Source organism: Bradyrhizobium sp. OK095 (assembly GCF_900109945.1).
GTDB lineage: Bacteria > Pseudomonadota > Alphaproteobacteria > Rhizobiales > Xanthobacteraceae > Bradyrhizobium.
In genome coordinates this window covers 118,847-132,904 of record NZ_FOBX01000013.1, presented here as the reverse complement: position 1 = coordinate 132,904, position 14,058 = coordinate 118,847, and the positions used below count along the sequence as shown (strand labels likewise).

Here is a 14,058-nt window from a genome sequence, read left to right as displayed (position 1 = left end):
CACGGCCGCCTGCGATTAACGGAATCGCAAGAACCATGCCATGGGCCCGACACAAGGCAAACCATTGGTTTTGTTTGGAAAATTCACTGAAATCAAAGTTTCGCCGCAGTCTCTTTGCTCAAAACTTGGGCGAATAAAATGTACGCCAATGCGGCAGACAGCTTATTCCTTAAGCAAAATGATGCCTCTGTCTAAATTTCCGGCATAACTATTTTGCACCGCAATCGCCGTTTGGGACGAACTTGCCTTGAAAGCGCCCCCACGATGTTCCATATGAGCATCCGAGACCTCTTGCGAATCAAGGGGTCGTTGCGAGCCGCGTGTTCTTAAGCCCTTCCGGGCGTCTGGCTTGCCCCATATCTCCCAAGCCATCCGACACCCCAAACACGCAGGTGTCTTCTCGACACCCTCTCGCGCGCGCCGCGCTCTATGCGCCGGACGCCCGCTTTTGACATGGAAAGAACCCATCTTTTGACTTCGTTTCAGGACTTCGGCCTCGCCGAACCGATCGCTCGCGCTCTTCTTGAAGAGAATTACGTCACTCCCACCCCGATCCAGGCCCAGACCATCCCGACGGCGCTGACCGGCCGGGACGTCGTCGGCATCGCCCAGACCGGCACCGGCAAGACCGCCTCTTTCGCGCTCCCGATCCTGCACCGCCTGCTCGAGAACCGCATCAAGCTCCAGCCCAAGACCTGCCGTGTGCTGGTGCTGTCGCCCACCCGCGAGCTTTCGGGGCAGATCCTCGACAGCTTCAACGCCTATGGCCGCCACATCCGCCTGTCCTCGACGCTCGCCATCGGCGGCGTGCCGATGGGCCGTCAGGTCCGCTCGCTGATGCAGGGCGTCGAGGTGCTTGTCGCCACCCCCGGCCGTTTGCTCGACCTCGTGCAGAGCAACGGGCTGAAGCTCGGCAGCGTCGAATTCCTCGTGCTCGACGAGGCCGACCGCATGCTCGACATGGGCTTCATCAACGACATCCGCAAAATCGTCGCCAAGCTGCCGGTCAGGCGGCAGACGCTGTTCTTCTCGGCCACCATGCCGAAAGACATCGCCGAGCTCGCCGATGCCATGCTGCGTGATCCCGCTCGCGTTGCCGTGACCCCGGTCTCGTCGACCGTGGAGCGTATCCAGCAGCGCATTATCCAGGTCGACTTCTCGGCCAAGCCGGCGTTCCTTGCCAAGCTGTTGAAACAAGAGCCGGTCAACCGCGCATTGGTGTTCACCCGCACCAAGCACGGCGCCGACAAGGTCGTGAAGACGCTTGAGAAGGCCGGCATTCCCGCCAGCGCCATCCATGGCAACAAGTCGCAGAACCATCGCGAGCGGACGCTCGCCCAATTCCGCACTGGCGAGATCCGCACGCTGGTCGCCACCGACATCGCCGCCCGTGGCATCGATGTCGACGGCATCACCCACGTCATCAATTTCGACCTGCCCAACGTGCCCGAGACCTATGTGCACCGCATCGGCCGCACCGCGCGCGCCGGCGCCGAGGGCACCGCGATCTCGCTGGTCGCCGGCGGCGAAGAGCTCGCCTATCTCCGCGACATCGAGCGGCTGATCAAGGTGACGCTGCCGCGCGAGGATCTCCGCACCGACGCCGGCCGCCGCGATGCGGGTGCTCCCGCACCGCAGCAACGACAGGGCCGGGGCAGCCGCCCGGGCCAGCGCCCGCAGGGCGCACGGCATGGCGACGGGCGACGTGCCGACGAAAGACATGCCGACGGTCGTCACCACAGTGCCGGCAAGCAGGGCGACGGAAGGCCCGGCGAGGGACGGCATGGCGACGCCAGGCATGTTGACGGACGGCCCGGCAACGGCCCGAAGGCTTCGAAGCCATCTCGTCGCGGCCACTCCGGCGGCAAGGCTCATTCTTCGCCAAACGGCCGTCCTGAACAGCGTTCTGCGCATAGCGCCGGGGCATCTGATGGGATACAAGGCGTTGCCTTTTTGCGCCGCGAGAGTCGGCCGAACGGCCAACCAAGCCGCAAACCCCATTCGCACTAGCCGTCCACGACCTGGAGAAATTCATGGCTAAAGAAGAGCTGATCCAGTTCGAAGGACTGGTCACCGAAATCCTCCCCGACGCACGCTACCGCGTGCAGCTCGACGCCGGACACGAGATCGTCGCCTACACCGCCGGCAAGATGAAGAAGAACCGCATCAAGACGCTGGCGGGCGACCGCGTGACGGTGGAGATGTCGCCCTATGACCTCGAGAAGGGCCGGCTGATTTTCCGCCACAAGGACGAACGTCCCAGCGGGGTGGGCGGACCTCCCCGTCCCGGACAGCGCGGCGGCCAGTTTCGCCGCCGCTAATGCGCTTCCGGCGCATCAGTTGCGGAACTAAAATTCTGATCTGTATGCCGATCCGCCGTGGACACCACGGCGGATCAAAAAATCGTGCACGTCAGGATTGTTTCGGGACCCTGTTTCCAATAAAATGCGCCAATCGATTTTCGGCCGGACGACATTAGCATCCACCGGTACAGCCGGTTCAGACACGCTGACGACCCTTCCAAAAATTCGATCTAACCTGCCTGCGTGAGTGGGCTCTAACATTGTGTATTTGAGAAGGGACTACCCCCCATGAGCATGGGAACCGTGAAGTGGTTTAACGCGACCAAGGGCTTCGGCTTCATCCAGCCCGACGATGGCGGCCAGGACGTGTTCGTTCACATCAGCGCCGTCGAGCGTGCGGGCCTCGGCTCGCTGCGCGAAGGCCAGAAGATCTCCTACGAGATCGTCGCCGACCGCCGTTCCGGCAAGTCGGCAGCGGACAACCTCCGCGACGCCGGCTGAGCTTTCCGGGCCTTTGGCCCGGATCAACAAACCAAGGCAAAAGGCCGTGCGAGATGCACGGCCTTTTTTTCATGCGCGATGAATCGCGGACGCTCAGTAAGTCGTGCAGGCCGTATCCGGGCTGTAATAGACGCAGGTGGACTGGCGCGGGCGGGTATAGGCGACGTCGCTCAGCGTGATCGCGTTCTTGAGCACATAGCCGACCGACGGCGTGTAGGTGTAGTTGACCTCGCTGAAGATCAGATAGGTGCCGGCGATCGCAAGCGTCGTCGGAATCGTGACCACCGATTTCGGCGCCCGCGGCACCGATCCCTTGCTCCACTGCACATGCGCCTGCAAGGTCGAGGGATCGACATAGAGCTCGGTGATCGTCGCCGACACCGGCGAGGTGGCGTAGGGCGTCATGACGCCGGTCGAGGCGGCGAAGAAATTGGTCATGTCGGTGTCGCCGACCGACGTCGACTGCGAGGTGAGGTCCGACAGCGTCCGCGCCATCAGCGTTACCTTGCGATCGATCGCCACCCCCGACGAGAACTCGACGGTGCCGAAGAACATCACCAGCATCAGCGGCACGATCACCGCGAATTCGGTCGCCGCCAGACCTCTGCCGTCGGCAAGGAATTCGTACGCGGTGAGGCGCGCCGCCCGCCAGAATTTCGCAATCGCCTGCATCGTTCCGCCCGATCCGTTGTCCCGTTTCTTGAGCATGATCTTTGCGAAAAACCGCTGTGCACTTTTCCGGATCAGGCTCTAGTAAGGCTCGTTCTTGAACGCGGCCGTAGCCACCAGCAGCCGCTTGCTGCCCGTGAGATTGGAGATGTTGTAGCCGAGCCCGGTGACGAACAGCGGCCACTGGTAGAACAGCCTGACCACCACGATGTCGCCGGCGTTGCCCGGGCTGTAGCTCGTGCTCGTGTCGAAATTTCCGGAGCCGTTGATGTGGCTCGGCAACGTCACCGCTGAGAACGAGGAGAAGCTCGTGACGTCGACATAGAGGCTGTTGCAGTCGAACAGCGCCGGGATCTGGCTGCAGACGTAGCTCTTGAACGTCGTTTGCGAGCAGGGCGTGCTCACGCCGGAGACCGCGCACGCGGTCACCGAGCCGGATTGCGCCTGCCCGGTCAGGACCACGCGCGCGGAATTCTGCGTGATGGTCTCGAGCACCTGGCTTGCGAAGAACATGAGCGCCGTCTCGATGATGGCGAACAGCAGCCCAAAGAAGACCGGTGCGACCAGCGCGAACTCGACGGCGGCGGAGCCGCGGCGGCTGCCGCGAAACCGGCGCAGCGCGGTGCGAAGCGTAAATCTCGTAGGTGCAGGCGATGGCATCGCGTCAAATTCCCCGGCAGCGGCGATCATCTGCCCAGTTCAATAGCGGAAACTGATTGTTTAAGTGTTTCAGGCGATCCGTACCCGGCGGACCGCGCCGTCAAGGATGGGTTAACCACGAACGATCCGAAGGGCGCGGAAGAAAGCGAACCTGGAAGAGAGCTCTTCGTCGCACGCGTGTCCGGACCGGATCATGCGATCCAGCCCGGGCAAACCCGCCGATCGGTCCCGTTAGTTGGTTTTGGCGCCCGCACCGGCACCGCCGCTGGCACTGCTGCTCAGCGCACCGGCCTGGTTCATCGTGTTGTTGAAATAGTTGTCGCTGTCGCCCAGCGTCACGCGGCGCTGGCACTGCGGCACGCAGCTGTAGGACTCGCGCTCGATCCCGCGATAGACGGTCACGAGCCGGTCGCTCGGACCTTCGACCTGGATCTGGCGGTCCACCAGGATCTCGCCGCCCCGGTCCATTGCGATGAAATTGGTGGCGCCGTAACCCTTGCCGGTCACGACGATCATGCCGCCGGGCTGGAGCGTGACGTCGGCGATCAGGGGATTGCCGACCACGATGGTCGCGACCTTGCCGGGTAGGCGGACCAGCTTGGCCTGGTCGACATTGACGGCGATCATATCGGCGCCGGTCTCGGCAAGGCCGGCAGCCGGCGATGCCAGCATCGCGGCCGCAGCCAGAAGACAGACGCGCGCATGACGGCGCAGCAGTTCTTTACGCATACTCTTACCCCCGGGACGTCACAAACCGGCAGAAGCGATTGGATACAGCGGAGCCGGTGCCCGACCTCGCTAACCTGCCCTCAATTCGTGAACGTTCCGCAAATTCGCCGACTATTGTTTGAACGGACTGGCGTTTTCCGTAACCCACGCTAGCGGCGGAACGGATAGGCGAGCTGGCCCACGATCTCCTTCGGCATGGTTGCTTCGTCCTTGCCGTAATCCTGCGGCAGTTGCCCCTCCGGCATGCGGAAGGTGCCGAACAGCACGTCCCAGATCGGGAACGAGCCGGCGAAATTGGTGTTGCCGCCCTCTTCGAGCTGGGTGTGGTGCCAGCGGTGGAACACCGGCGTCGCCAGCACATATCTGAACGGCCCGAAGGTCCAGTTCAAATTGGCGTGCACGAAGGCCGAATGGAAGGTCGTGAACGGAGCAATCCAGACCATGGCGTTCGGGGAGATGCCGGCCATCAGCAGCACGACGTCGACCCCTATCGTGCCAAGCACGAGATTGACCGGATGGAAGCGAGCCGCCGAGATCCAGCTGATCTCCTCCGAGGAGTGATGGATCGCATGGTACTTCCAGAACTCACCGCCATGGAAAAGCCGGTGCAGCCAGTACAGCATGAAATCGGACAGCACCAGGAACAGCACGGCCTGCCCCCAGAGCGGCAATTGCGCCAGCGGGCCATGGCCATTGTCGTAGAAGGCGATGAGATCGTCGGCCTCATGGATGTTGAAGAGAAGACTCGCGCCGACGATCAGCAGCCCGATCCGCATGGTACGGGCGAACACCGGAACGAAGAACCAGTAACAGATGTCGGTGATGATCTCCCGCTTGCGCCACCAAGCAATACCGGGATTGCAGGCCCAGAAGTACTCGAGCACCGTGAAGATCAGCGCGAGCACGAAGGTGACGGGGACCACTTTGGCGATGGTCTCGCCGAGCATCAGGGCGACTTGCATGGGCAGGCTCGACATCGTCGCCTCTCTTCCGAAATAGCTGGTCCGCCTTAGGCCTACTCCGTGAAATTTAAGGGACGGTGAAGCCTGCGGCGCGCTTGCGGCGGATCAGGAACCGGAGCGAATTCCAACGGGTGCCTTAAGGCGAAATTCACTTTGGGCAAAAGCATCGCGCAGGATTCGGGTTTGCACGATCGAATTAACTCTACCGAAAGAGCTCGGCTCTCATGGTCAGGGCGTCAACGACAGCGCCGAACGAGGCGATCCAACCCAGATGGAGTTATGTTCATGAAGAACCTGATTGCGCGTTTCGCCAAGGATGAATCCGGCGCCACCGCCATCGAATACGGTCTGATCGCCGCCGGCATCGCGCTGGCCATCATCACCGTCGTCAACAACCTCGGCAGCACGCTGAACACCAAGTTCGGTTCGATCAGCGCCTCGCTGAAGTAAGCGACCGACTAGCGATGGCAAAAGCCCCGGACCTCCGGGGCCTTTGTTTTTTTGAGCACGGCGAGTTCCAGTGGCGTTGCACGAGTACAGATCCGATGCCGCGATTGCGGCGAGCAAGGCGGAGACGGTGCAGACCGGCTCGCCGACCTACTGGGTCTGCCTTGCCCTGCTGTTTGCGACGGTCGCACTCGCCGCGCGCATTGCCAGCCTCTGGTGAGCATGCGCACGGGTTCCGCTTCTTGCGGCCGCTGCCACCATTGTCGGTTTGTTTAGCACTGCCGGCTAGCATCGCCCGACGCCGGATCCCGCGGCGAACCCAAGATTGATACCAAGCTCAAGACGCAGCCCATGATCCTCGACCTTGCGCGCCTTCTGCTGTTTCCGGCCCTGATGGCGTTCGCCGCCGCGAGCGATCTCTTCACGATGACAATCTCGAACCGCGTCTCGCTGGCGCTGGTCGCGGGATTCTTCGTGCTCGCCTTCGCCGGTGGCATGGCACCTTACGAGATGCTGAGCCATGTCGGCGCCGGTGCGTTGCTCCTGGTCGTGGCCTTCGGCTGCTTCGCGATGGGCTGGATGGGCGGCGGCGACGCCAAGATCGCGGCTTCTGTCGCGCTCTGGTTCGGCTTCGCCCAGTTGATGGACTTCCTGCTCTACGCTTCGCTGTTCGGCGGAGCGCTGACGCTTCTTCTGCTCCAGTTCCGGCAATGGCCGTTACCTTACGGGCTGGCGGGCCAGGCCTGGCTGGCACGACTGCACGACAAGGAGAGCGGCATCCCCTACGGGATCGCGCTGACGCTTGGCGCGCTGATGATCTACCCGGAGACCGGATGGGTGAAGGCGATCGACCTCGCTCACTTCGCACTGCGCTGAACACACCGGGTAAACCCGGCGTTAAGCCGATTTAGATACGCCTCATTAACCATGCTTTGACGAATAGCTGGTCAACTGCCGATTACGGCGGCGCCAGCGTCGCGGCGTTTTGTGGAAAGTGAAGCGTATGAATAGGGCACGCATAGTCGTCCTGACGGTCGCCATCTGCGCCGGCGGCGTCGCCGCGTACCTGGCGAGCGGCTCGGACAATGCGCCGCCTCCAGCGGCTCAGGTCGCGCAGCTTCCCACCGTCGATGTCCTGGTGGCCAAGAACGACATCGGCCTCGGCCAGACCGTCAAGCCGGAAGACGTGCAATGGCAGACCTGGCCGGCCGCAACCGCCAGCGCCACCTTCATCCGCCGCAACGAGCGTCCCGAGGGCGTGACCCAGGTGACCGGCTCGATCGCGCGCGCTCCCTTCATCCAGGGTGAACCGATGCGCGACCAGAAGCTGGTCAAGCCCGAGGGCTCCGGCTTCATGGCGGCCATCCTGCCCACCGGCATGCGCGCGATCTCCACCGAGATATCGCCGGAGACCGGCGCAGGCGGCTTCATCCTGCCCAACGATCGCGTCGACGTCCTTCTGACCCGCCGCCTCAAGAACCCCGACCAGAGCGGCGCCGCCCCTGATGTCATCACGTCCGAGATCATCCTGACCAATATCCGCGTGCTCGCCATCGACCAGGCGCCGAAGGAGAAGGACGGCCAGAACGCGGTGGTCGGCAAGACCGTGACCCTCGAGCTCAATCCGTCGCAGACCCAGACGCTGTCCGCCGCCCGCCAGAGCGGCACGCTGTCGCTGGCGCTGCGCAGCATCGTCGACGTCAAGATGAGCGAGATCACGCTCGATGATTCCGCACAGAAGCGCGATGGCGTTTCGATCATTCGCTACGGTATCCCAAGCTCGACGGCGAAAGCACGATGAGGACTGTCGATATGAAATGCAGGGCAGATCTGGCGACGCTGCGAACCTCTGTGGTCCGCGCCCTGTCGTTCTCGGCCGCCCTCGCGCTGGTGCTCAACCCCGCGCTGTCCCCCGTGGTCGCCGCCGACTACCGCTCAGTGGCGCAGGTCGCGGCCGACGGCCAGATGAACGCGCGCTTCCTCTCGCTCGGCGTCGGCAAGTCGATCGTGATCGACCTGCCGCGCGACATCAAGGACGTGCTGGTCGCAGATCCCAAGATTGCCAATGCGGTGGTGCGCTCGGCGCAGCGCGCCTACATCATCGGCGCAGCGATCGGCCAGACCAATATCGTGTTCTTCGATTCCGCCGGCCAGCAGATCGCGGCCTATGACATCGCGGTCAAGCGCGACCTCAACGGCGTGCGGGCAGCCCTGAAGCAAATCCTGCCCAATTCCGACATCCAGATCGACGGGCTCGGCGACGGCATCGTCCTGACCGGCACTGCGGCGAACCCGATGGAGGCGCAGCAGGCCAACGAACTCGCCGCGCGCCTCGCCGGCGGCGCCGAAAAGGTGGTGAACTCGATCGTGGTCCGCGGCCGCGACCAGGTCATGCTCAAGGTGACGGTGGCCGAGGTCCAGCGCAACATCGTCAAGCAGCTCGGCATCGACCTCACCGCGAACCTGAACTACGGCACCTCGGTGGTGAGCTTCACCAACTCCAACCCGTTCACGGCTCTCGGCCGCAACCTCGTCGACGGCAACAATCTGACCACGAAGTTCGGCGCGACGCCGTCGGTGCAGGCCACCCTGCGCGCGATGGAAACCGCGGGCGTGATCCGGACGCTGGCCGAGCCGAACCTGACTGCGATCTCTGGTGAGTCCGCGACCTTCATCGCTGGCGGCGAATTCCCGGTGCCGGCAGGCTATGCGTGCGACCCGACCACGCATGTCTGTACCACCCAGATCAGCTTCAAGAAGTTCGGCATCTCGCTCAACTTCACCCCCGTCGTCCTGACCGAGGGCAAGATCAGCCTGCGGGTGATGACCGAGGTCTCGGAACTGTCGAACGAAAATGCGATCACCCTGTCCCAGGCCGTGACCTCGACCTCGGTGAACTCGCTGACGGTGCCCTCGATCAGGACCCGCCGTGCCGAGACCTCGCTGGAGATTCCCTCCGGCGGCGCGATGGCGATGGCCGGCCTGATCCAGCAGCAGACCAAGCAGGCGGTCAGCGGATTGCCGGGACTGATGCAGCTCCCGATCCTCGGCACGCTGTTCCGCAGCCGCGACTTCGTCAACAACGCAACCGAGCTGGTCGTGATCGTGACGCCCTATATCGTTCGCGCAGTGGCGCAGAAGGACCTGTCGCGGCCGGATGACGGCTTCTCCGCGCCCGCCGATCCACAGGCTGAGCTGATCGGCAACATCAACCGCATCTACGGCGTGCCCGGTAAAACCGAGCCGGCACGCAACTACCGCGGCACCTACGGTTTCATCACCGATTGAAGCGGAACGGGGACTTCACGATGACCACAAGACCACCCCAGCTTCGCAAACGCGCCATCGGCCTCGGTGGCGCGCTCGTCGGCATCGCGCTTGCGCTCGGCGGCTGCCAGCACGACGAGGTGACCGCCTCCATTCCCGACGACTACAAGCAGCGTCATCCGATCGCAATCGAGGAGCAGAACCGCTCGATCGTCGTCTTCGTCGGCCATGCCCGCGGCGGCCTGAGCGCCGCCCAACGCGCCGACGTGATGGGCCTGGCATCGACCTGGCTGCACGAAGGCACCGGCGCCATCCATGTCGACACGCCGTCCGGCACGCCCAACGCGCGCCCGGTCGCCGAAACGATGCGTGAGATCCAGGCGATGCTGGCGGCCGCGGGCGTTCCGCCGCGCGGGGTCATCGTTCGCCCCTACCAGCCGGAAGACAAGCGCTTCCTGCCGCCGATCCGGCTGACTTATTCCAAAATCGCCGCCGTCGCGGGTCCCTGCGGCCTGTGGCCGGAGGACATCGGCCCCTCGATGAAGAACAAGAGCTGGTTCGAGAACAAGGACTATTACAATTACGGCTGCGCCTATCAGCGCAACCTCGCGGCCATGGTCGACAATCCGTCGGACCTCGAGCAGCCGCGCTCCGAAACGCCGTCCTACACGACACGACGCACCGCCGCTTTCGAGAAATACCGCAAGGGAAATCCGACCTCGGTTACCTATCCTGAGGCCGAAAAGGCCAAACTCAGCGATACCGGCAAATGATCAGCTACGCTCGCCAGACCCACGAAGAGCAGCCGGACGCATCTCTCCCGCCGGTCGAGGAGCATATTGCGCCCGCGCCGCGCGTTTCGGTCCAGGCCTTCTGCGAGACCGTGGAGACCGCTGCCGCGGTGCAGTCGGCCGGCGAGGATCGCCGTCTCGGCAAGGCCCATTTGAAGATTCAGATGGGCGGCATGCCGGCAGCGATCGAAGCCTACCGCTCAGCCCCCACGCCGAACGTGATCGTGATCGAGAGCGACGGCCGCAACGACCTCCTGGGCGGGCTCGACCATCTCGCGACCGTCTGCGACGCCGGCACCCGCGTGGTCGTGATCGGCCGCATCAACGACGTCACGCTCTACCGCGAGTTGGTGCGCCGCGGCGTCAGCGACTACGTGCTCGCGCCGGTCGGCCCGATCGACGTCGTGCGCTCGATCTGCAACCTGTTCTCGGCGCCGGAAGCCAAGGCGGTCGGCCGCATCATCGCCGTAGTCGGCGCCAAGGGCGGCGTCGGTTCCTCCACCATCTCCCACAACGTCGCCTGGGCGATCGCGCGCGACCTTGCGATGGACGCGGTCGTCGCCGATCTCGACCTTGCCTTCGGTACCGCCGGCCTCGACTACAACCAGGACCCGCCGCAGGGCATTGCCGACGCCGTGTTCTCGCCAGATCGCGTCGATACGGCCTTCATCGACCGCCTGCTGTCGAAATGCACCGACCATCTCAGTCTGCTGGCAGCGCCGGCGACGCTTGACCGGGTCTATGATTTCGGCTCCGACGCCTTCGACGCCGTGTTCGACACGCTGCGCTCCACCATGCCCTGCATCGTGCTCGACATCCCGCATCAATGGTCGGGCTGGACCAAGCGCGCCCTGATCGGAGCCGACGACATCCTGATCGTGGCGGCGCCCGACCTTGCCAATTTGCGCAATACCAAGAACCTGTTCGACCTGCTGAAGGCCGCGCGGCCCAACGACCGGCCACCGCTCTACTGCCTGAACCAGGTCGGCATCCCGAAAAGGCCCGAAATCGCCGCCGCGGAGTTCGCCAAGGCGATCGAGAGCCAGCCGGTCGTCTCGATCCCGTTCGAGCCGCAGATCTTCGGGTCGGCGGCCAACAACGGCCAGATGATCGCGGAGATCTCCGCCAACCACAAGTCGATCGAGATGTTTCTCCAGATCGCCCAGCGCCTGACCGGCCGCAGCGAGACGAAGAAACAAAAGTCGTCCCTGTTTTCACCCCTGATTGACAAGTTGCGCGGAAAATAAGCCGCCGCATGGAGTTGTTAAGTGTTCGGTAAGCGTAGCGGAACAGACACCGATACTCGGGCTCCCAAGCCCGGCGCCGTGTCGCCAGAGCCTGCCCCGGCTTCGGCGCCGATGGTGTCACGCGCGCCGCCCCCGCCGGCCGTCGCCTCGCCGCCGCTTGCCCCGGCCAAGCCTGCGCCGACCATGGAGGCCCGCCGCTCGGATAATTATTACGAGGTCAAGGCGACCATCTTCGGCGCGCTGATCGAGGCCATCGACCTCGCCCAGCTCGCCAAGCTCGACTCCGAGTCCGCCCGCGAGGAAATCCGCGACATCGTCAACGAGATCATCGCGATCAAGAACATCGTGATGTCGATCGCCGAGCAGGAAGAGCTGCTCGACGACATCTGCAACGACGTGCTCGGCTATGGTCCGCTGGAGCCGCTGCTGTCGCGCGACGACATCGCCGACATCATGGTCAACGGCGCCAACACCGTCTTCATCGAAGTCAACGGCAAGATCCAGAAGACCGGCATCCGCTTCCGCGACAACCAGCAGCTTCTCAACATCTGCCAACGCATCGTCAGCCAGGTCGGCCGGCGCGTCGACGAATCCTCGCCGATCTGCGACGCGCGCCTCGCCGACGGCTCCCGCGTCAACGCCATCGTGCCGCCGCTGTCGATCGACGGGCCCACGCTTACCATCCGCAAATTCAAGAAGGACAAGCTGACGCTGGATCAGCTCGTCAAGTTCGGTGCGATCTCGCCGGAAGGCGCCGAAATCCTCCAGATCATCGGCCGCGTCCGCTGCAACGTGCTGATCTCCGGCGGTACCGGCTCGGGCAAGACCACGCTGCTCAACTGCATGACCAATTATATCGAGCACGACGAGCGCGTCATCACCTGCGAAGACGCGGCCGAGCTCCAGCTCCAGCAGCCCCACGTGGTCCGGCTGGAAACCCGCCCGCCCAACATCGAGGGCGAAGGCCAGGTCACCATGCGCGAGCTGGTGCGCAACTGCCTGCGTATGCGTCCCGAACGCATCATCGTCGGCGAAGTCCGTGGCCCGGAGGCCTTCGACCTCCTCCAGGCCATGAACACCGGCCATGACGGCTCGATGGGCACGCTGCATGCCAACAATCCGCGCGAAGCCCTGTCGCGTTGCGAATCCATGATCACGATGGGCGGTTTCTCGCTGCCCTCACGCACCATTCGCGAAATGATCTGCGCCTCGATCGACGTCATTGTCCAGGCTGCTCGTCTGCGCGATGGCTCGCGCCGCATCACCCACATCACCGAGGTGATGGGCATGGAAGGCGACACCATCATCACCCAGGACGTCTTCCTCTACGACCTGGTCGGCGAGGACGCGAACGGCAAGATCATCGGCCAGCACCGATCGACCGGCATCGGTCGTCCGAAATTCTGGGAACGCGCGCGCTATTACGGCGAAGAGAAACGCCTTGCCGCTGCGCTTGACGCCGCGGAAAAGGCACCGACGACGTGAGCAGGTCAACGCAGCCATGAACATGCAGGTCCTCGCCCTCGCCTTCCTCGCCACCGCCGCCGTCGGCGGCATCGCCTGGGTATTCCTTTATCCGCTGCTGTCCGGGGAGCGGAAGGCGGAGAACCGCCGCGCCTCGATCGCACGCGCAGATGCGCCCGCGGCCAAGCAGACCGAAAAGAGCCAGCGATCGCGCCGTGAGCAGGTCGAGACCTCGCTGAAGGATCTCGAGGCACGGCGTCAGCAGGAGAAGAGCGTTCCGCTCGGTGTCCGCCTGTCGCAGGCAGGGCTTGACTGGACGACGCAGAAATTCTGGATCGTGTCCGCCGTCGTGGGCGGCGTGCTGTTCGCGGGCGCCATGTTCGTCGGCGGCGGCCTGCTCGGCGCCGCGGGGCTTGCCTTTGCCGGCGGCTTCGGCCTGCCGCGCTGGGCACTCGGCTTCCTGAAGAAGCGCCGCGAAACCAAGTTCCTGGCAACGCTGCCCGATGCCGTCGACATCATCGTCCGCGGCATCAAGGCGGGCCTGCCGCTGTTTGAATCGATCAAGGTCGTCGCTGCGGACGCACCCGAACCGCTGCGCGGCGAATTCCTGTCCATCATCGAGACGCAAGCGATCGGCATGCCGCTCGGCGAGGCCTGCTCGCGCCTCTACGAGCGCATGCCGCTGCCGGAAGCCAACTTCTTCGGCATCGTCATCTCGATCCAGCAGAAGTCCGGCGGCAACCTCTCCGAAGCGCTGGGTAACCTCTCCAAGGTGCTGCGCGACCGCAAGAAGATGAAGGAAAAGATCCAGGCCATGTCGATGGAAGCCAAGGCTTCGGCCGGCATCATCGGCTCGCTGCCGCCGATCGTGATGTTCCTCGTCTATCTGACGACGCCGCACTACATCTCGCTTCTGTGGACCCATCCCACCGGCCAGCTCATGCTGGTCGGCTGCGTCGTCTGGATGTCGATCGGCATCATGGTGATGAAGAAGATGATCAACTTCGATTTCTGACGG

Annotated in this window: 16 protein-coding genes; 12 read left to right on the top strand and 4 right to left on the bottom strand. The window is 63.8% G+C overall.

What is annotated here, in order from left to right; translation table 11 throughout:
• The first annotated feature begins 429 nt into the window (after positions 1-429).
• The 3 genes from BMW89_RS29435 (at position 430) to BMW89_RS29425 (ending at position 2,804) form a co-directional block, all read left to right on the top strand.
• A complete protein-coding gene (locus BMW89_RS29435; RefSeq protein WP_092032124.1) occupies positions 430-2,010 on the top strand; it encodes a DEAD/DEAH box helicase in 1,581 nt (526 codons plus the stop codon).
• Positions 2,011-2,033: 23 nt separating this feature from the next.
• Complete coding sequence (gene infA, locus BMW89_RS29430) at positions 2,034-2,321, top strand: translation initiation factor IF-1 (RefSeq protein ID WP_008131890.1); 288 nt, start codon at positions 2,034-2,036, stop codon at positions 2,319-2,321.
• Between the two features lie 270 nt (positions 2,322-2,591).
• Positions 2,592-2,804, top strand: coding sequence for a cold-shock protein (locus tag BMW89_RS29425; RefSeq protein ID WP_027530211.1), 213 nt, complete (start codon positions 2,592-2,594; stop codon positions 2,802-2,804).
• Between the two features lie 93 nt (positions 2,805-2,897).
• Here the strand turns inward: BMW89_RS29425 and BMW89_RS29420 are convergent, their stop codons facing one another.
• From BMW89_RS29420 to BMW89_RS29405, 4 genes are all read right to left on the bottom strand, one after another.
• Entirely contained in the window at positions 2,898-3,476 is a 579-nt protein-coding gene (locus tag BMW89_RS29420) for a TadE/TadG family type IV pilus assembly protein (RefSeq protein WP_092032372.1), read from the bottom strand.
• A gap of 78 nt (positions 3,477-3,554) precedes the next feature.
• Positions 3,555-4,133 carry a TadE/TadG family type IV pilus assembly protein gene (locus BMW89_RS29415; RefSeq protein ID WP_092032368.1) on the bottom strand — a complete coding sequence of 193 codons (579 nt, stop codon included), beginning with the start codon at positions 4,131-4,133 and terminating at the stop codon, positions 3,555-3,557.
• A gap of 231 nt (positions 4,134-4,364) precedes the next feature.
• Positions 4,365-4,862 carry a pilus assembly protein N-terminal domain-containing protein gene (locus BMW89_RS29410; RefSeq protein ID WP_092032120.1) on the bottom strand — a complete coding sequence of 166 codons (498 nt, stop codon included), beginning with the start codon at positions 4,860-4,862 and terminating at the stop codon, positions 4,365-4,367.
• 149 nt (positions 4,863-5,011) lie between these two features.
• Positions 5,012-5,839: a sterol desaturase family protein gene (locus BMW89_RS29405; protein WP_092032116.1), complete on the bottom strand. Its 828-nt coding sequence runs from the start codon at positions 5,837-5,839 to the stop codon at positions 5,012-5,014.
• 270 nt (positions 5,840-6,109) lie between these two features.
• Here BMW89_RS29405 and BMW89_RS29400 point away from each other — a divergent pair, with 270 nt between their 5' ends.
• The 9 genes from BMW89_RS29400 to BMW89_RS29365 all read left to right on the top strand — a co-directional run bounded on the left by BMW89_RS29400 (position 6,110) and on the right by BMW89_RS29365 (position 14,055).
• Positions 6,110-6,274, top strand: coding sequence for a Flp family type IVb pilin (locus BMW89_RS29400; RefSeq protein ID WP_092032363.1), 165 nt, complete (start codon positions 6,110-6,112; stop codon positions 6,272-6,274).
• Positions 6,275-6,344: 70 nt separating this feature from the next.
• Positions 6,345-6,491 (top strand): hypothetical protein, encoded by a 147-nt coding sequence (locus BMW89_RS38150; RefSeq protein WP_177196402.1) that lies wholly within the window; start codon positions 6,345-6,347, stop codon positions 6,489-6,491.
• Between the two features lie 131 nt (positions 6,492-6,622).
• The gene (locus BMW89_RS29395; RefSeq protein WP_092032113.1) at positions 6,623-7,147 is read left to right on the top strand and encodes an A24 family peptidase; all 525 of its coding nucleotides are present in this window, start codon (positions 6,623-6,625) and stop codon (positions 7,145-7,147) included.
• 127 nt (positions 7,148-7,274) lie between these two features.
• Entirely contained in the window at positions 7,275-8,072 is a 798-nt protein-coding gene (gene cpaB / locus BMW89_RS29390; RefSeq protein WP_177196401.1) for a Flp pilus assembly protein CpaB, read from the top strand.
• Between the two features lie 11 nt (positions 8,073-8,083).
• A complete protein-coding gene (locus tag BMW89_RS29385; protein WP_177196400.1) occupies positions 8,084-9,559 on the top strand; it encodes a type II and III secretion system protein family protein in 1,476 nt (491 codons plus the stop codon).
• Positions 9,560-9,579: 20 nt separating this feature from the next.
• On the top strand, positions 9,580-10,311 hold the full coding sequence (locus tag BMW89_RS29380; protein ID WP_092032104.1) for a CpaD family pilus assembly protein: 732 nt from the start codon (positions 9,580-9,582) through the stop codon (positions 10,309-10,311).
• A complete protein-coding gene (locus tag BMW89_RS29375) occupies positions 10,308-11,576 on the top strand; it encodes a CpaE/TadZ family protein (RefSeq protein WP_092032101.1) in 1,269 nt (422 codons plus the stop codon). Before BMW89_RS29380 ends, BMW89_RS29375 begins: the two co-directional genes overlap by 4 nt.
• Before the next feature lie 21 nt (positions 11,577-11,597).
• Complete coding sequence (locus BMW89_RS29370) at positions 11,598-13,061, top strand: TadA family conjugal transfer-associated ATPase (RefSeq protein WP_092032096.1); 1,464 nt, start codon at positions 11,598-11,600, stop codon at positions 13,059-13,061.
• A gap of 16 nt (positions 13,062-13,077) precedes the next feature.
• Positions 13,078-14,055, top strand: a complete 978-nt coding sequence (locus BMW89_RS29365) for a type II secretion system F family protein (RefSeq protein ID WP_092032092.1) — start codon at positions 13,078-13,080, stop codon at positions 14,053-14,055.
• The last annotated feature ends 3 nt before the right edge of the window (positions 14,056-14,058 follow it).